The organism is Pseudomonas anatoliensis, from assembly GCF_017976235.1.
Taxonomy (GTDB): Bacteria; Pseudomonadota; Gammaproteobacteria; order Pseudomonadales; family Pseudomonadaceae; genus Aquipseudomonas; species Aquipseudomonas anatoliensis.
Window position 1 is genome coordinate 1238255 of sequence record NZ_JACVHC010000001.1, and the last position, 18417, is coordinate 1256671.

Below are 18417 nucleotides of genomic sequence, written 5' to 3' on the forward strand. Positions count from 1 at the left end.
GCATAAATGAAAGATTCCTGAGCCTGTTTTGTTTCCGGTGGGGTTTCTACAGTGCAACCCATGCCAGACCGGGTGGCCTGGCAAGACTTTGCAACCGTGGATGAACTGACCATGAGCACAGCAACAATCGGACAGGCTTATAACTACAAGGTCGTCCGCCAATTCGTCATCGCGACTGTTTTCTGGGGTGTCGTGGGCATGGCGATGGGGGTATGGATCGCCTCGCAACTGGTATGGCCAGAGATGAATCTGGACCTGCCGTGGACCACCTTCGGCCGCTTGCGACCGTTGCACACCAGCCTGGTGATTTTCGGTTTCGCCGGCAGCGCGCAATTCGCCGCCAGTTACTACGCCGTGCAACGTACCTGTCAGGTGCGGCTGTATTCGGACAAGCTCGCCGCGTTCACATTCTGGGGCTGGCAATCGGTGATCGTGATCATGCTGATCACCCTGCCGCTGGGCTACACCACCACCAAGGAATACGCCGAGATCGAATTCTCCGGCGCGGTGTGGATGGCGGTGGTCTGGGTGGCTTACGCCGTGGTGTTCTTCACTACCGTCGTGCAGCGCAAGACCAAGCACATCTATGTGGGCAACTGGTTCTTCGGCGCGTTCATTCTGGTGATCGCCATGCTGCACGTGGTCAATCACCTGTCGATTCCGGTGGACTGGTTCAAATCCTATCCGGTGTATTCCGGCGCAACCGATGCCATGGTGCAGTGGTGGTACGGGCACAACGCGGTGGGTTTCTTCCTGACCACGGGTTTCTTGGGGATGATGTATTACTTCGTGCCGAAGCAGGTCAATCGGCCGGTGTATTCGTACCGGTTGTCGATCGTGCATTTCTGGGCGCTGATCACCCTGTACATCTGGGCCGGCCCCCACCACTTGCACTACACCGCGCTACCGGACTGGGCGCAGTCGCTGGGCATGGCGATGTCGCTGATCCTGCTGGCGCCGAGCTGGGGCGGGATGATCAACGGGATGATGACCTTGTCCGGTGCGTGGCATAAGTTGCGTACCGACCCGATCCTGCGCTTTCTGGTGCTGTCGCTGGCGTTCTACGGGATGTCGACGTTTGAAGGGCCGATGATGGCGATCAAAACCGTCAACGCCCTCTCCCACTACACCGACTGGACCATCGGCCACGTGCACGCCGGCGCACTCGGCTGGGTAGCGATGATCACCTTTGGCGCGACGTATCACATGGTGCCGAAAGTGTTTGGCCGCGAGCAGATGTACAGCACGCCGCTGATCAACCTGCACTTCTGGCTGGCGACCATCGGCACGGTGCTTTATATCGCTTCGATGTGGGTGAACGGCATCACCCAGGGCCTGATGTGGCGGGCGATCAACGAAGACGGCACGCTGACCTATTCGTTTGTCGAGGCGCTGCAGGCCAGCCATCCGGGGTTCATCGTGCGCTTTGCTGGTGGGGTGTTTTTCCTGACCGGGATGTTGCTGATGGCTTACAACGTCTGGCGTACCGTGCGGGTTGCGGACGTGGCACTGGCCCACCGTGAAGCGCAGATCGCCTGAGGCAGGGAGCCGGTCATGTTTGAATTTTTCTTGAATGGGTTGGGCGTGGTGTTTCTGTGGCTGGCGGTGGAGTACTGCTTGCGCCGTGAGACCGCAGACAGTCTGGATGAGGCGAGCATGGTGCCGTTTGCCGATGACCCGGAGGTGGCGCGCAGGGTTGAGCTGGCGACGGGCAAGGCCGTGAAAGCGGTGGCGCCGGAGGTGGCGAAGCCGGGTTGGATCAATCTGGATATGTAACCTCCTGTAGGAGCTGCCGCAGGCTGCGATCTTTTGATCTTGCGTTTAAAAAACAGATCAAAAGATCGCAGCCTGCGGCAGCTCCTACAGGAGGAATGCGTGTTTTCTTGGGGGCTCAGGTGCGGTCTCGAGGAATAAGACTCTGCAACTGCAACGCCAGAAAATCCGCATCAAACGCAAACGTGTCGGGGTCTTTCAAGCCGTTGGTCTTGCGCCACTGCCACTCCCCGCCCGGCAGGCCCACCAGCGAAATACTGCCGTAGCGCGCCGCAGTCAAACCCATCACTGCCAATGAAATCTGCCCCGAGCTACCCATCACATCGGGTACAAACTCCACCGGTTTGCCGGCAATCACAATGGTCAGTTTCTCGGTCTTGAAGGTTGAAGTATCGACCGGTGTGCTAGGGCCGAACGCGACATACGCCTCACGGCTGACCTCCAGCAAATTCGGTGCCTGCACCGGTTCAAGCCATTGCTGGATCTGCCCGAACAGTTCGGTAATCCGCGTCGTCCATGCCTGCGACTGCGTTTCGAACAGTTGCTTCTTGTGCGCCTCACTCTCGGCATAGTGACGAAGCATTTCGCCCAGTTGTTGTACGTCGTTCATGGGTACATTCCTCTGAGGAGCCTGCGATACCTGATAGTGACAGATCGAAGCACTGGCGTACGTTTAACCTCGAAAGCGACCACCGTGACACTTTGCAGCTGGATGATCGGTACAGTTAATTTGCGCTGGCGCACGCAGGAGAACAAATAGACACTCGGCTCCGGCCCGGCCTTTCGTCTGGGCACCTGCCTGGGGACATCGAATGCGCACTATCGGCCTGATCGGCGGCATGAGCTGGGAATCCAGCGCCGAATACTATCGCCTCATCAATCAGCAAGTCCGCGATCAGCTCGGCCCGCTGCGGTCGGCGCAGATGCTGATGTACAGCGTCGACTTCGGCCCGGTCGAACAGGCCCAGCATGCCGGGCGCTGGGACGATGCGGCAGCGATTCTGGTGGACGCCGCACGCAGGCTCGAAGCCGGCGGCGCTGAATGTGTGGTGCTGTGTACCAACACCATGCACAAGGTGGCCGACCAGATTCAGGCGGCAATCAGCATTCCGTTTTTGCATATTGCCGAACCAGCGGCGCAAGCGGCTTTGAAGATTGATGCGCGAACGGTCGGGCTGTTGGGCACGGCGTTCACCATGGAGCAGGATTTTCTCAAGCAGCGCTTGATCGCCCAAGGCTTGACGGTATTGGTGCCGGACGACGCTCAGCGCAAAGAAGTGCACCGGATCATCTACGACGAACTCTGCGTCGGCGTGATCAGCGAGGCGTCGCGCAAGATCTACCAGCAGGTAATTGAATCCCTGACCGCTCGCGGCGCTCAGGCGATCATTCTGGGCTGCACGGAAATCGGCATGTTGATCAAACCCGAACACAGCGCCCTGCCCTTGCTCGACACCACCGAGCTGCATGCGCAGTCGGCGGTGGCGTTCGCGCTGGGAGACTGAGTCAGGTTTTCGGACGATTGCGCAGGCGGGCCATGCTCAGGGTATCGACCCATTGCCCGTCGCGTACCGCGTAATCACGGAACAGGCCTTCGGTCTCGAAACCGAACTTGCGGTACAGACCGATAGCCGCCTCGTTGTCGGCGTACACCGACAGCTCGACGCGGTGCAGATTCATCCAGTTGTCGGCCACATCCAGCGCTGCCGCCAACAATTTCGAACCGACTCCCTTGCCCTGCCAAGCCGTCGCGACACCCATGCCGAAGCTGCCAGCGTGGCTGCGGCGAATCCGCGAAAAATGCTCTAGGCCCAAGTGACCGATCACTACGCCCTGATGCAGCGCCACCAGTTTCACCGCCCGCTCGTTATCGGCTTGTATCCGCTGGCGCCAAACCTCGGCGGACTGAAACGGCATCTGCAACACCTGCCGGGCGACGGCGGCATCGTTGTACAGAGCGGTGACGCCCTCGACGTGGGATTCGTTGAAGCGCTCGAGGTGAATGGTGGGGTCGTGGTCAGGCATGGCAGATCCTTCCTGGATCGATGTGTGGCCAAACACTCTAAACCGCGATATGGAATACGCACAATGTGTAGGAGCTGCCGAAGGCTCGGGCCGCGATCGGGCGATCTTTTGATTTTGTTTTTTAGAAGCAAAATCAAAAGATCGCAGCCTTCGGCAGCTCCTACAGGGGATAGGGGTTTGGTTCAGATATGGAACCATTCCTGGCGCTCGCTGAAGGTATGGTGGATGAGTTCGATCAGGGTTTGCACTTCGCTGACATTTTGCGAGTCGGCATTCACCGCCAGCCAGGCATGGCCTTCACGGGTGAGGCTCAGCGCACTGCCCTGAAAACTGAACAAGGTGTGCTGGAGTTGCTGCTCAAGCTGCGCCAATTGTTTGCGCAGCAAGGTCGAGCGCACGTTGAGGCTGCGCGCGGCCTGCATGAAGCAACCGCAGCGGGCGCTGACCAGAAAGTACTGCGCGACGTCGGTATCGATGCTCGCGGCTTGCGCAAGCCACGGTTCGCTGTGGTCCTGCGCCCAGCGGAAATCGCGCTGCCCTGTCGTCCTGCGGGTTCGGTGAATGACATCGATGACTCCCTGTCGATCTTTGTTGTTTGATGGCGTCCAGCACTTTGAAAATATTCTGAACCCGATGGAGAACCCTGTGGGAGCTGGCTTGCCAGCGTTGGCGGAGTGTCAGTCACCGATGATGTTGAATGTGCCGACCTCATCGCTGGCAAGCCTGCTCCCACAGGGTTTTGTAGTGTCTGGGCTAAAAGTGAACTCAGGTATACACCGGCCAGGTGTCGACGATCTTGCCGCCACGCACCACCAGCAAATCACCGAATTGCAGGAGGACGGCTTCGGTCTGGGTCGGGCGCAGGAAGACTTGATCCTCAATCTTCAAGCCCACCGCGTTCGAGCCGTTGACCATTTCCTGATTCGAACTGCGGCCGTAAACAGTGTTGCTTTGCAGCCCCTGCGGCGATTCGAACTCGGCCATCCAGTTGCCGCCGTAGATGAAAAAGGTCTGGCGCTGATTCTGGTCCCACCACGAGAACAGTTTCGACTTGTCGTCCAGCGCCGGAATGTTCACCGCGCCAGTGCTTTTCAATACGGGCGTGGCGATGTAAGTCGCCGGCACATGATCGACCAGCGACGGCAAGTCGTAATGCGTGGGTTTGAGCATCGCCGTACCGACCGAGACTTCCGTGCTCAGCTTTTCGTTTTCATGGATGCGATAACTCGGGCTACCAGCAGTGTTCAGGCACAAACCGTCATGCCACAACTCCGGAAATTGCTGGCGAGTGAAATCAACGCAGCGCTGATAAATCACCATGACCCTGGCAAACAATTCCTCGGGCGAACCTAGAATCCCCGGCACCCCCATGCCCACGAACGGGTCGTAACCCATGAACCCGGCGAACTCCAGATGCTGCGGGTTGGCACTGATCAGCGCGAGCATCTGTCCCAGCACGTTCACGTCACTGACTCCGCCGCGATGCAGGCCCACATCCAGCTCGATGTTGATGCGCATCCGCGTGCCCAAACCCTGCGCCAGCGCCAGGTACTGCTGCAAACGCTCAGGGCTGTCGAGCAGCCATTGCAACTGCCTGGCAGGATCAAACGGGCCTTTATGGGTTTGATAAAAAAGCTCGGCCGAGCGCACCGGCAACGGCTTGCCGAGCAAGATATCCGACTGCGGAAACGTCACGGCATCGTGATTGAGAAACGGCTGATGAAACGACATCAGTTTTTGCGTTCCGGTACGTTGCGCGATATAGCTGAGCAACCCCGGCGATGGCAGCGATTTCTCCACCAATCGCAACTGCTTGCCGCCACGTTTGACCGACTGCATGACCACGTCGATGTTGTGATCGAGACGATCCAGATCAATCAACAGCACCGGGCGCATCGGGCCTTTTTCTTTAAGTTCGCGATTCAGCGCGAGGAAATAGTCGCTGTAAGGCCCGCCGCGATCGCCCGGTTTTAGCCATGCGCCGACGCCCACCAATAAAGCCCCGACACCTAACGTGCCCAGCACAAAGTTACGTCGATTGACCGCCATCAGCTCACCCCCAGAATCGACGACAAATGCGCATTGAGAAACCGCCCGCTCGGATCAAGCGCCTCGCGCACCTCGGCAAACTCACGCCAGCGCGGGTACAGCGGTTGCAGGTTTTTCGCGTTGAGCGTGTGCAACTTGCCCCAGTGCGGGCGGCCGTTGTACTTCCAGAAGATCGGTTCGACGGCGGCGAACAGATTGTGATGGTCCATCTGGTAATGCTGGTGCACCGAGATCGAACAGCTGTCGCGGCCCTCGAACATGCTCAGTGGGATGTCGTCGGCTTTGACGTAGCGATACTCGATCGGAAACCAGGTGCGCAGATCCTTGTCCTGAATCAGCTTGAGAATCTCGCGCAGGCAGGCCGGGCCGTGTTCGGCTGGCACCGAGTACTCCATCTCGTTGAAGCGCACGGTGCGCACGTTGGCGTAGATGTCGAACGAGTCGCCGACCCGGTCATCGAAACTCGCCAGATGCCGCAGGTTGTTGAGCATGGTGCGGCGCAGATCGGGGAAGTCGCTGGCGTACTTGTCGATCTTTTCTATCAGGGTGACGAACTCGTTGCCGCCCTCCTCTTCAGGGCTGATCGGCGGCGTGGCCGGGTCGTCCGTTTCATTGAGGGCGATGGACAAGGCGTAGTCGGAATGGGTGACCACGAGCATTTCCCAGTGCTGGTTTTCGCGGGTGTTGGTGTCGAGGTCTTCCAGCAGCTCTTCGGTTTTGGCGATCCACTGGCGTTCGCGCAGACGATAGGCCGGGCGGTTTTGCAGGCGAATTTTTGTCGCCACGCCCAGCGCACCGAGAGACACGCGGGCGGCATTGAACACTTCCGGATGGCGCTGACTGTCACAGTCCAGCACCTCGCCGCTGGCCGTCACCAACTGCATGCCGCAGACGTGGGCCGAGTAGGACTGAAAGTTTTTACCGGTGCCGTGAGTCGAGGTGGCAATCGCGCCGGCGAGGGTCTGATAGTCGATATCGGCCATGTTATGCAGCGCTTGGCCGACGTCCTTCAGCGGCATGCCCATGCGCGACATCGGTGTGCCGGCGGCGAATTCGGCTTGCAGGGTTTTCGGGTCGTGATCGAGTAGCCCAGAGAAGTAGCTTAACGACAACAATGTGCCGTCGGTGGGCACCAAGGCGCTGAACGAATGCGCTGAACCGACCGGGCGAATTTTGCCCTGAGCCTGACGAATCACTGTCGTCAGCTCATCGAGATTTTTTGGCGCCAGACGCGCCGCCGGCAGGCAACTTTGCGCGCCCGACCAGTTACGCCAAGGGATCAGCCGTGGCGCGCGCATCAACTGGCCCAATGCCGGGTTGCTCGCCAACGCACTGAACGCGCCAACAATGCTCGCCCGTTGCAACAACTGACGCCGTGTCAGATCCATCGTCATGCGCGCACCCTTATTGTGGAAGAGGCTGGTCGGCCATGAAGCCGATCAATTGCAGGAACTGCTCTTGCGAGCACTCGACGCACTGGCCCATCGGCGGCATGCCGTTGTAGCCGTTGATGGCGTGATCGAGCAGCGTGTCGACGCCCTGCTGGATCCGCGGTTCCCAGGCTTTGCGGTCGCCAGTGAGCGGCGCATTGGCGGCCGGGTTGGCGTGACAGAGTTGGCAACTGTTGGCGTAGATCTGCGCCAGTGCCGCGTCGGACGGGATAGCGCTGCTGGCGATGCTGGAAGTGATCGCAGGTTTGGCGTCGTCACCGCATCCGGGCAGTGTCATGGCCAACACCAGCAGCAAAGTGAATCGGATTACCCGCATAACGATCCTCTTGTGTGGCATCACTTATTGTTGTGATCACACCTTAAGGCAGCGACGCGAGAGGCTTGAGGGCATTGCGGGACAGCGAGGGGGACTTACGGGGCCAGCCATTTCAAACATCCCCCTGTAGGAGCTGCCGCAGGCTGCGATCTTTTGATCTGGCTTTTGAAGGGCAAAGTCAAAAGATCGCAGCCTGCGGCAGCTCCTACAGGGTATTCGATGGGCGCCGCCCTCTCTGTTTCGGCCCTTTGCCTGATATTTACGGGTTTAAATTTCGCCGCATTCAGGCGTATAACCTGTACAGACTTTTTGATCTGCACGCAGACATCAACACGGGGTAGCGACATGACCACAGCAAACATCCTTGGCAATCTGTTCCCTTCTGTCAGCGACATCCCGGAGAAATACCGCCTCGACGGTCAGGTCGAGCAGCGCGAATATCTGGTCGACGGGCAATTGCGCCGCTGGGACGGCCCGCTCGCCACGGTTCGCAGCCCGGTCTATTTGCACGGCGAAAATGGCGATGAGCAAGTGATTCTCGGCAGCACACCCCTGCTCGACGCCGACACTGCCCTCACCGCGCTGGACGCCGCCGTCCGCGCCTACGACCGTGGTCAGGGCTTGTGGCCGACCATGCGCGTGGCCGAACGCATTCAGCACGTTGAAGCGTTCCTCGGGCGCATGCGCCAGCAGCGTGACGCAGTGGTCAAGCTGCTGATGTGGGAAATCGGCAAGAACCTCAAGGACTCGGAAAAAGAGTTCGACCGCACCTGCGACTACATCGTCGACACCATCAATGCGTTGAAAGAACTCGACCGCCGCTCCAGCCGTTTCGAACTGGAGCAGGACACGCTCGGGCAAATTCGCCGCGTGCCGCTCGGCGTGGCACTGTGCATGGGCCCCTACAACTATCCGCTGAACGAGACCTTCACCACGCTGATTCCGGCGCTGATCATGGGCAACACCGTGGTGTTCAAACCGGCCAAGCTCGGCGTGCTGCTGATTCGCCCATTGCTCGAAGCGTTCCGCGACAGCTTCCCGACCGGCGTGATCAACGTCATCTACGGCAGCGGCCGCGAAACGGTCAGCGCACTGATGGCCAGCGGCAAAATCGACATCTTCGCCTTCATCGGCACCAACAAGGCCGCCAGTGACCTGAAAAAACTGCACCCGAAACCGCACCGCTTGCGCGCCGCACTGGGGCTGGATGCGAAGAACCCCGGCATCGTCCTGCCGGAAGTCGATCTGGACAACGCCGTCAGCGAAGCGGTCACCGGATCACTGTCGTTCAACGGCCAGCGCTGCACCGCGCTGAAAATTCTCTTCGTCCATGAGGATGTGGTCGACAGCTTCATCGAAAAATTCAACACCAAACTGGCCACGCTGAAACCGGGCATGCCGTGGGACAGCGGAGTGTCGCTGACGCCGCTGCCGGAGTCGGGCAAGGTCGATTATCTGCATGGCTTGGTCGCAGATGCGCGCAGCAAGGGTGCCGAAGTGGTCAACCCGAATGGCGGTGAGTCGCGCGAGTCGTTCTTCTACCCGGCTGTGCTCTACCCGGTGAACCCGCAGATGCGCGTCTATCAGGAAGAGCAGTTTGGCCCGGTGGTGCCGATCGTGCCGTACCGCCATCTCGATACGGTGATCGACTACGTGCTGGAATCGGACTTCGGCCAGCAGTTGAGCATCTTCGGCACCAACCCGGTGGCCGTAGGCCGGCTGGTCGACACGTTTGCCAATCAGGTCGGCCGGATCAACCTCAACGCCCAGTGCCAACGTGGCCCGGACACTTATCCGTTCAACGGCCGCAAGAACTCCGCCGAAGGCACGTTGTCGGTACACGATGCGCTGCGGGTGTTTTCGATCCGCACGCTGGTGGCCACCAAGTTCCAGGACAGCAACAAGGATCTGATCAGCGAGATCATTCGCGGACGCGATTCGAGCTTCCTGACCACCGACTACATCTTCTGACGAGGGCCTTGCACTGAGTACGTTCAGCACCCACCGACTGCCACCGCTGTTGCGCCGAATCCTGCGTCCGCTGCTGGACCCTTACCGGCGCTACCGCCACGCCCGACTGATCCACGCGGTGCGGGTGGCTTTGGGGTTGCTGGCAACCATCCTGCTGACCACCGGCATCAACCTGCCCCACGGCGAGTGGGCGTCGGTGACCATGCTGGTGGTCATCGGCGGTTTGCAGCACCACGGCAACATCGGCAAAAAAGCCGCCGAACGCGCCACCGGTACCTTGATCGGTGCCGGCGTCGGTTTGTTGCTCGTGGCGCAGGAGGCGTGGCTCGGTATGCCGTGGCTGACCTACTTTGCCATGGCCGTGGTGTGCGGCTTCTTCTCGTATCACGCCATCGGCAAGGGTGGTTACACCGCCCTGCTCTCGGCGATCACCGTATTTATTGTCGCCGGGCACGGCGACAATCCGATCACGGATGGGCTGTGGCGCGGGGTCGACATCCTGATCGGCATTGCCCTGGCGCTGGCGTTCTCCTTCGCCCTGCCGCTGTACGCGGTGTACTCGTGGCGCTACAACCTCGCCGATGCCTTGCGCGATTGCGCCACGGTTTACGGACGCATCATCAGCGGCCAACCGGTCAGCGCCGACGAACATCTGAAACTGATGGGCCGCCTGGGTGCGGTGATGGTGCAACTGCGTTCGCTGATGCCTTCGGTGTCCAAGGAAGTGAAGATCTCCATGACTGAACTCGATGCCATCCAGCGCAACCTGCGCATGTGCATCAGCACACTGGAGATTCTCGGTAATACACGCCCCGATGCCAACGACCCCGAAGCCATGGCCCATCTGCAATCAGCGTTGAAGGCCGAACATCGGCAGATTCGCGTGCAATTGATCGGTATGGCCCGCGCCCTGAAATCCGGCGCGGCGCAGCGTCTGGATCGGCCAGCGGAATTGCCGGACGCTAGCCTTGATGCACCGGTTTATAGTGCTTTGGATGGCTATCGATTGCTGACCCGGCAACTCGCCGCGAACATTGGCGAGATGCGCCAGCGCCTGGCGAAAACCGCCCCGCACTGGAACATTTGACGTTTTACTGCGCAGCCAGTCGCCGAGCCTTGAAACCCCAGCCCTGCTGCATCCCGGCAGCGGCCAGCAGAATCGCCGCCACGCCCACCCATTGCAGGACTTCCAGGCGATGACCGAAGGCTAACCAGTCGACGAAAATCGCTGCAATCGGGTAGATGAACGACAGTGCGCCCGTCAACGCTGTCGGCAACTTCTGAATCGCGCCATATAGCAGCACGTACATCAGGCCAGTGTGAACGATGCCCAGCGTCACCAGGCTGGCCCATGCACTCGGCGCTTGCGGCAGTGCAGAAAAGTGCGCGAATGGCGCGAGCAACAGCACGCCGGTGCAGACTTGGATCAGCGCGATCAAGTGAGGTGGCGTGCCCGTCAGGCGCTTGATGATCAACGCGGCAATCGCATAGAGAAACGCCGCGCCCAATGCCAGGGCAATGCCCAGCAGATACTCACTACCGCCCTCGCCTTGCTGGCCATGGGCACTGACAATCGCCAACATGCCCATAAAGGAAATCGCCAGCCAAAACAGTTTCTGCAGGGTTATTTTCTCGCCGAGGAACAGCGCCGCCAATCCGACCAGCATGAACGGCTGCACGTTGTAGACCGCTGTGCCAATCGCGATCGAGGCCCGGGAATACGAGGCAAACAGCAGCACCCAGTTGCCGACAATCGCCCCGCCGCTGAGTACCGCCAGCAAGAATGTAGTGCGCGTCAGTAAGCCGGGGCGCAAAAAACCGAAAACCGCGCAGATCAGCAACAAAGTGCCGGCCCCAAACACACAGCGCCAGAACACTACGTCCAGCACCGGTTGCCCGGAGACCAGTACGAACCAGCCGATCGTCCCGGATATCAGCATGGCGGCGGTCATTTCAAATGAGCCGCGACGGATCGGGTTGTCCATCTTCAATCTCCTCAGCGTTGGCGAATGCGTGGCAAAAGTATGCCAAGTGGACACAGGGCCACTCCAGCGCAAAAAGCAGGCTAAACTCGGTTTCTGCCTTTTTTATCGAGGGTTGTTTGCATCAATTGCCTAATGCCGGAGATTGACCATGACCGATGACATCGACCAGATCCTCATCAGTGCCTTGATGGAGGATTCGCGACGCTCATTAAAGGCCTTGGCGCAGATCAGCGGCCTGTCGTCGCCCAGCGTGGCCGAACGCTTGCGCCGACTGGAAGAACGCGGCGTGCTCAAGGGCTACACCGTCGAAATCGACCCCAAGTGTTTTGGCTATCAATTGCAGGCCATCGTCCGCGTGCGCCCGCTACCGGGGCAGTTGCAAGAGGTGGAGCGGCAGATTCTGTCGATTCCCGAATTCACCGAGTGCGACAAGGTTACCGGCGAGGACTGCTTCATCGCCCGCCTGCACGTACGCTCAATGGAACAGCTGGACACCCTGCTCGATCGCCTTAACACCCTGGCCGAAACCAATACGGCGATCGTCAAGAAGACGCCAGTCAAACGCCGACTGCCACCCATGGCATAAATGCTTTTTACCTGCGTTCGGCGTAAATTGAGGTTTTTGCGGCTAAGGATTGGCGGTATGAAAATTCAGGCAATGATGTTGGCGACGCTGATGCTCGCTGGTTGTGGGACCGTGCAGACAGTGGTGCGCAGTGACCACGTCGCTGCGAACGATCTGAGAGAGATAAAGTCCCACTGCGGCGCCGTTCCGCGGATCTACAGCGGCGTGACCTATGATTTCTGCCTGCTGCACGCAGAGCGGCCGGATGATGTCGATGCGTTCAATTACAACAACGCAACGCCCGGTGTGCTGGTGGATGCCGCATTGTCAGGGGTGCTGGACACACTGCTGTTGCCTTACACGATCTACAAACAACAGGCCGATGGCAGCATCGTGATCAATTGATCACCTTTTCTGCAGGCAACAAAAAACCCGCCTAGGCGGGTTTTTTGTTATTTCATGGACTGCGATCAGTCGTCGCGGCTCATGATGCCGAAGATCTGCAACAAGCTGATGAACAGGTTGTAGATCGATACATACAGGCTGATGGTCGCCATGATGTAGTTACGCTCGCCGCCGTGAATGATGGCGCTGGTCTGGAACAGGATGCAGACCGACGAAAACAGCACGAAACCTGCGCTGATCGCCAGTTGCAGACCGCTGACCTGGAAGAAGAAGCTCGCCAGCGTTGCACCCAGCAGGACGAAGAAACCGGCGGTGATGAAACCACCCAGGAAGCTCATGTCCTTGCGGGTGATCAGCACGTAAGCCGACAGACCGCCGAACACCAGTGCCGTCATCGCGAACGCGGAGCTGACCACTTCAGCGCCGCCCTGCATGCCCAGGTAACGATTGAGGATCGGGCCGAGCAGGAAACCCATGAAACCGGTCAACGCAAAGGCGGACACCAGGCCCCACGCGGAATCACGGAGTTTGTTGGTAAGGAAGAAAAGCCCGTAGAAGCCGATCAGCACCACGAAAATGTTCGGGTAGCCAACACGCATCTGCTGGGCCACGAACGCCATCACGCCGCTGAATGCGAGGGTGAGAGCGAGTAGACCATAAGTGTTGCGCAGGACGCGGCTAACCTCTAGCTGCTCAGCCTGCACGCTGTTATTAACTGCGTAATCCTGTTCGCGCATGGCGACACTCCTGTTGGTTTGAAACGTTCAGTCGCAAAGATCATAACAGACGCTCTGTAACAAGCCATGCAGAGAGTTTGACAGTGTGTTTCATTCAGGTATTATGGCGCCCGCAACGCAACGGAGGTGTGGCCGAGTGGTTTAAGGCAACGGTCTTGAAAACCGTCGACTGTAACAGGTCCATGAGTTCGAATCCCATCGCCTCCGCCATATTTGGTACCGCCAAAGCCCTGATTATTCAGGGCTTTGGCGTTTCTGCGTGGTGAGAAGCACGCGCTCCAATTCCAGATCGTTTCCGCATCTTTTGGGTGATTTCCGCAACCTCGTATGAATTTAGTGCTACGCAGATGGCGCATTTGGCCAGCACGAGGCCCAAGGGCTCATCTAGATTAGCGCTTATGAGCGGAGCTGACCTTCATCAAATGCCCTCAGCAAGGAGTCAAAAAGGCGGGTAGCCAAGAAGCAAATGACTACGTAACCGTGCAGGCTCCTATCAAAGTCCCTTGGATATGGCGCACCCTCTCAATCCACCTCAGCGAGCATTTTGAGACAATTCCGTATTCCTCAAGGGGGAGGAGCAACCGAGAATTGTCTTAAATCAATTTAATACTGTTTTTTGGAAGAGCTCATCTTTACAAATTATGAAACCCACGATGAGCCTGACGAGCCCTGGAGGTCATTTTGAACTGGTCTATCGCTAATCCCTTACGTGTGGCGGTGCTGGATGATCATTCGCTGATTAGGCTAGCCTTGAAGTCTCGCTTGGCCCGCGAAGCGGAATTCAAAATAGTGGGAGTCTATGCGGGTAGCGCCGAATTGCTTTCAGCTATGCGAGAAATAGAGATCGACCTGTTGATTTTAGATTACAAACTGCACGACGGTGAGCTGGATGGTTTGCACCTCATCAGACAGTTGCGTAAACAATATCCAGATCTCAAGATCCTCATATCATCCTCCGAAGAGAGGCCCGCCGTGATCAATATGGCAATCGGCGCAGGCGCATGCGGCTTTTTTGGAAAGTCCCAACCAGTTGATGATCTCATTAAAGCTATTCGAACAACTGCTTCTGGGCGCCTGTACCTTTCTGCCCAGACGGCGTTTGATCTACGCTCTCTCCCGGTATGCGGCAACGAGCCCCAAGCTTTAGAGACCCCATTCACGCCCCACACCGATACGCTCCTGAACAACCCGCTGCTTTCTCCAAAAGAAAGAGAAGTTTTACGCTGCTGCCTTGAGGGGTTTGGTGTCACGCAGATTGCCCTGAAGTTCTACCGTAGTCGCAAAACCATCAGCGGGCAAAAACAGTCTGCTTACAAGAAACTTGGAATTCGCGGTGATGCGGAGTTATTCAAGTTACAACACAGCTCTAAAGGCCCACACTAACCGCTAATCTTATCCTCAGGCTCGTGCTAGGGGCACATCAGATTCTTCCAAATGATACATCTCACCGAAATCAGGTCAAACTCATTATGCTGCGCGGTTTAATCGTTGTTGTCGCTCTGTTTCTAATTAGCACGGGCTTCGCGACAGCAACTAGCCAACCATCGCTAACTCTGTATGGTCGATCCAACAGTGAAAACCTGCAGGTTGTTCTTCCCGAAGAGGACTGGTCTTGGCTGCGGGAAAAACGCCGCTTAGTTTTGGGTGTAGCTCAACCTGACTTCCCTCCCTACGCAATGACTGCCAGCGGCTCACGCTATGAAGGCGTTAACGCTGACGTAACTTGCATGATCAGCCACGCGCTGCACACTGAAATTACCGTAAAAACTTATCCGGACCGAAAAAGTGCTTTAGTTGGGTTAGAAACCGGTGAAATCGATATGCTGGGCAGTTCGAATAGCTTTGAAGCCAGAAACGGTCTTGTGGTTTTAAGTACACCCTATATCAAGGCTGAGCCTGCGCTATTCATGCGTACAGATGATCGCCGATCATTTCCTACGAATTTGGCAGGATTAAAAGTCGCGATTGCTGACGACTACCTACCCTTAGAGCACCTTCATCAGAAGTATCCGAAAGCTGATTTCACTCCCTACACCTCGGACGAGCAGGCGTTGGCCGCATTGGCATTCGGCAAGGCAGATCTTTATTTGGGGAATACACTTACTAGCAGTTACCTGATCAATCTAAATTATTTCAACTATGTAAAACTTCATTCATTTATCGAATTCAGCAACGCCGGCTTCAGCTTTGCTTTCCGGCGTAGCAATGAGCAATTGCGTCGACTACTAAATGTAGCACTGCTAGCGATAGGCGAACATCGCACTGATGAAATCACAAACCGCTGGTCTGGAGGCGGAGCTGCATTAACGTCTAAAAAAATTGAACTCTCGCCTAGCGAGAAGCGCTGGTTACAACAAAACCCAGTGACACGATTTGTTATAAATGACGATTTGGCACCATTTGCGTTTTTTGATTCGCAAGGCATTTTTAGCGGTGTTGCCGCAGACTTGGTGCAGATAATCCAACGTCGCACCGGACTCCAGATCGAGGTGCACCGCACAGAAAAGTTTTCTGAATTGAGTAGCGAGTTGCTCAATGGTACAGCCGACCTGTCGCTCTTATCTCCGACAATCGCCCGTGAAAGCAAGATGCGCTTTACCCACCCCTTTATTTCTAGCCCGTTTGCGATTATCACGGCCAAGACCGCACTTCCTCCAACAAGCTTGGAGGAACTACGAGGTAAGCGAGTAGTTGTCCCGATCGATTCAGCTGAACGCGAGTTGCTGCGCACGTATCCTGATATCCAAATTGTCGAAGGAGCTACAGTTCTCGAATCAATGGCACTAGTTGATGATGGTCAAGCCGAAGCAATGATCACGACCTTGCACGGCGCACGATATTATATCGCCCACCTCTATGAAGATCGCCTTCAAATCACCAGCATTGTCGGGAGTAACAAAGGGTTTTTATCATTTGCGACTCGCCGTGCCGACACAGAGCTGGTATCGATCCTCAACAAGTCATTACTGAGTATTCCGCCAGATGATCTCGATGTTGTACTCAACCGCTGGCGCCCGATTGCGGCCTTTTCGGGGCTTACTTGGCGCGATTACAAGTGGTTAATTTATCAAATCGGAGGTATAGCTTTCCTGATCACCCTGTGCTCGGTGGTATGGAATTTTTATATTCGCCGGCAGATTCGCAAGCGGCGCTTGAGCGAACGTCTGCTAAACGATCAGCTCAAATTTATGGCGGCATTGATTAACGGAACCCCGCATCCGATCTACGTGCGAGATCGAGAGGGCAAGCTGCTTAAATGTAATAAAAACTACTTGGAGACCTTCGGCTTGACCGGACAGGATGTCATAGGGAAGACAGTCCTAGAAAGTGGCAAGAGTGATCGTGAAGAGGCGGTACAATTTCACGAAGATTATCTCCGTGTTATCCAACAAGACCAGCCCTATGAGGTGGACCGTACACTTCATGTGGGACAAACCAAGTTAGAAATTTATCATTGGATACATCCCTTTCATGATACCACCGGTCAGGTGAGGGGCGTGATCTGTGGCTGGATCGACATCAGCGAACGTCGGGAATTTATCGAGAAATTACGCGCTGCCAAAAAAATTGCCGACGAGTCCAGTCGCGCGAAAACCACCTTCCTCGCAACAATGAGTCATGAAATCCGCACCCCTATGAGCGCAGTGATCGGGATGCTAGAGCTCACGCTCAAACGTGCAGAACAAGGACATTTCGATCGGCCTTCTATCGAAGTTGCGTATAACTCCGCTAAAGGTTTACTGGAGCTGATCGGCGACATCTTGGACGTAGTGCGCATAGAGTCTGGCCGTGTAAGCCTATCACCCACACGAGCAAATCTAAGGGAACTAGTGGAATCAGTCGCACGGGTTTTTGACGGATTGGCTCGGCAAAAAGGCCTGATTTTACGCCTGGACATTGATGCGAATGTCGGATGCGATGTTTTGGTTGATCCGACCCGTTTTCAACAAGTGCTGTCGAACCTGTTGGGTAATGCGATCAAGTTTACCGATACAGGCGAGGTACGCGTGTCCATCAGCGGTCAGCGTCTCGCCGACGAACGCCTGCAGGTTGACCTGAAGGTAGAGGACACTGGAATCGGCATTTCCGATTCAGACTTACGGATATTGTTCCAACCATTCTCCCAAGCCAATCACGGCACAATGTCCCGAGGAGGCACAGGCTTGGGTTTAGCAATTTCACGATCATTATGTGAGCTAATGGGCGGGCATCTGAACATTTCAAGCGTAGTAGGCAAAGGAACCTGCCTAAATGTTTCATTGTATTTCAACATACTCGAGCCAATCTATAACAAATTGGTGAGTCCAAAGGCCGATTGCGTTCCTCTCAGCACTGCCTTTCGTATATTGGTGGTGGATGATCAAAGTGCAAATCGGTCACTGTTAGTGCAACAACTTAGTTATCTCCGCCAAACAGTGCGCGAAGCACCAAATGGCGCAGCAGCACTTGAACTGTGGCGCAACGAGCCGTTTGACATTGTAATTACCGATTGCAATATGCCATTAATGAACGGTTACGACCTCGCTTACACAATTCGCCAAGAAGAACACCAATCAAACCGTGAGCCTTGTGAGATAATCGGTTTCACGGCCAATGCGCAACCCGACGAAAAGACTAAATGCCTCAAGGTTGGCATGGACGATTGTTTGTTCAAGCCTATAAGCTTGGGGCATTTATCTAGCCTTTTGTTGAATCGTCAATACTCGGCCAAAAAAATTCATCACGGCGCATCGACTGATACTTCAGATACCGTACCATGCTCGACCTTGGAGTATTTACAAAAACTTACCGATGGCGATTCAGTAATGCTACACGCGTTGTTGGAAGAGGCCTTACTGAGCTTTGAGAAAGACCTACTAGAGCTCCAAGACTGCGTTGGAAATCCTGACCCCTCATTGCTCGGTGATCTAGCGCACCGTATTTTGGGTGCTGCAAGAATTGTCAATGACGGCCCAGTAATCAGCGCCTGCATTGACTTCGAAGCCGCTTGTCGAACGCCAATTACCAACCTGATGGACATTCAGAGAACTGCTTTGCGGTTAGAGGAGTTGCAGAAAGAGCTGATTATTAAGTTAAAGAACCTTAACGCCCTCATTACAAGCCAAGCCTCTCACCTGTTGTTGACCACAACTTAAACCAG

16 protein-coding genes, 1 tRNA gene and 1 pseudogene are annotated in these 18417 nt (G+C 56.4%); 10 read left to right on the forward strand and 8 right to left on the reverse strand.

Annotated elements, in window-relative coordinates; all coding sequences use genetic code 11:
- Nucleotides 1-111: 111 nt before the first annotated feature.
- Together ccoN and ICA16_RS05360 are read left to right on the forward strand one after the other, a co-directional pair.
- Complete coding sequence (gene ccoN / locus ICA16_RS05355; protein WP_150615771.1) at nt 112-1539, forward strand: cytochrome-c oxidase, cbb3-type subunit I; 1428 nt, start codon at nt 112-114, stop codon at nt 1537-1539.
- A 15-nt stretch (nt 1540-1554) separates the two neighbouring features.
- A complete protein-coding gene (locus ICA16_RS05360; protein ID WP_210700142.1) occupies nt 1555-1776 on the forward strand; it encodes a cbb3-type cytochrome c oxidase subunit 3 in 222 nt (73 codons plus the stop codon).
- Between the two features lie 115 nt (nt 1777-1891).
- Here the strand turns inward: ICA16_RS05360 and ICA16_RS05365 are convergent, their stop codons facing one another.
- Nucleotides 1892-2383, reverse strand: a complete 492-nt coding sequence (locus ICA16_RS05365; protein ID WP_150615773.1) for a hypothetical protein — start codon at nt 2381-2383, stop codon at nt 1892-1894.
- Between the two features lie 202 nt (nt 2384-2585).
- On the opposite strand from ICA16_RS05365, the gene ICA16_RS05370 reads away from it, so the two are divergent.
- Nucleotides 2586-3278, forward strand: coding sequence for an aspartate/glutamate racemase family protein (locus ICA16_RS05370; RefSeq protein ID WP_210700143.1), 693 nt, complete (start codon nt 2586-2588; stop codon nt 3276-3278).
- Nucleotide 3279: 1 nt separating this feature from the next.
- Here the strand turns inward: ICA16_RS05370 and ICA16_RS05375 are convergent, their stop codons facing one another.
- The 5 genes and pseudogenes from ICA16_RS05375 to ICA16_RS05395 form a co-directional block, all read right to left on the reverse strand.
- Nucleotides 3280-3798, reverse strand: coding sequence for a GNAT family N-acetyltransferase (locus ICA16_RS05375; RefSeq protein ID WP_210700144.1), 519 nt, complete (start codon nt 3796-3798; stop codon nt 3280-3282).
- A gap of 293 nt (nt 3799-4091) precedes the next feature.
- Nucleotides 4092-4366: pseudogene (locus ICA16_RS05380) on the reverse strand (LysR family transcriptional regulator); the annotation flags it as partial.
- 197 nt (nt 4367-4563) lie between these two features.
- A complete protein-coding gene (locus ICA16_RS05385; protein ID WP_228734129.1) occupies nt 4564-5847 on the reverse strand; it encodes a DSD1 family PLP-dependent enzyme in 1284 nt (427 codons plus the stop codon).
- Complete coding sequence (locus ICA16_RS05390; protein WP_210700181.1) at nt 5847-7175, reverse strand: D-arabinono-1,4-lactone oxidase; 1329 nt, start codon at nt 7173-7175, stop codon at nt 5847-5849. The genes ICA16_RS05385 and ICA16_RS05390 overlap by 1 nt, the downstream gene beginning before the upstream one ends.
- Before the next feature lie 76 nt (nt 7176-7251).
- Entirely contained in the window at nt 7252-7614 is a 363-nt protein-coding gene (locus tag ICA16_RS05395) for a c-type cytochrome (RefSeq protein ID WP_210700145.1), read from the reverse strand.
- Nucleotides 7615-7959: 345 nt separating this feature from the next.
- Here ICA16_RS05395 and ICA16_RS05400 point away from each other — a divergent pair, with 345 nt between their 5' ends.
- Nucleotides 7960-9585, forward strand: a complete 1626-nt coding sequence (locus tag ICA16_RS05400; protein ID WP_210700146.1) for an NADP-dependent glyceraldehyde-3-phosphate dehydrogenase — start codon at nt 7960-7962, stop codon at nt 9583-9585.
- A gap of 46 nt (nt 9586-9631) precedes the next feature.
- Entirely contained in the window at nt 9632-10672 is a 1041-nt protein-coding gene (locus ICA16_RS05405) for an FUSC family protein (RefSeq protein ID WP_191626443.1), read from the forward strand.
- A 4-nt stretch (nt 10673-10676) separates the two neighbouring features.
- Here ICA16_RS05405 and ICA16_RS05410 read toward each other — a convergent pair whose 3' ends face one another.
- Entirely contained in the window at nt 10677-11570 is an 894-nt protein-coding gene (locus ICA16_RS05410) for a DMT family transporter (protein ID WP_210700147.1), read from the reverse strand.
- A 148-nt stretch (nt 11571-11718) separates the two neighbouring features.
- Here ICA16_RS05410 and ICA16_RS05415 point away from each other — a divergent pair, with 148 nt between their 5' ends.
- The gene (locus ICA16_RS05415; RefSeq protein ID WP_007915449.1) at nt 11719-12156 is read left to right on the forward strand and encodes an Lrp/AsnC family transcriptional regulator; all 438 of its coding nucleotides are present in this window, start codon (nt 11719-11721) and stop codon (nt 12154-12156) included.
- Between the two features lie 57 nt (nt 12157-12213).
- Nucleotides 12214-12540, forward strand: a complete 327-nt coding sequence (locus ICA16_RS05420; protein ID WP_210700148.1) for a YceK/YidQ family lipoprotein — start codon at nt 12214-12216, stop codon at nt 12538-12540.
- Nucleotides 12541-12605: 65 nt separating this feature from the next.
- Here ICA16_RS05420 and ICA16_RS05425 read toward each other — a convergent pair whose 3' ends face one another.
- Nucleotides 12606-13277, reverse strand: a complete 672-nt coding sequence (locus ICA16_RS05425) for a Bax inhibitor-1/YccA family protein (protein ID WP_007915443.1) — start codon at nt 13275-13277, stop codon at nt 12606-12608.
- 122 nt (nt 13278-13399) lie between these two features.
- Between ICA16_RS05425 and ICA16_RS05430 the strand changes: the two genes are divergently transcribed.
- The 3 genes from ICA16_RS05430 (at nt 13400) to ICA16_RS05440 (ending at nt 18412) form a co-directional block, all read left to right on the forward strand.
- Nucleotides 13400-13487, forward strand: a tRNA-Ser gene (locus tag ICA16_RS05430).
- A 471-nt stretch (nt 13488-13958) separates the two neighbouring features.
- Nucleotides 13959-14660, forward strand: a complete 702-nt coding sequence (locus tag ICA16_RS05435; RefSeq protein ID WP_210700149.1) for a response regulator transcription factor — start codon at nt 13959-13961, stop codon at nt 14658-14660.
- 86 nt (nt 14661-14746) lie between these two features.
- Nucleotides 14747-18412 (forward strand): transporter substrate-binding domain-containing protein, encoded by a 3666-nt coding sequence (locus tag ICA16_RS05440; RefSeq protein ID WP_210700150.1) that lies wholly within the window; start codon nt 14747-14749, stop codon nt 18410-18412.
- Nucleotides 18413-18417 lie beyond the last annotated feature (5 nt).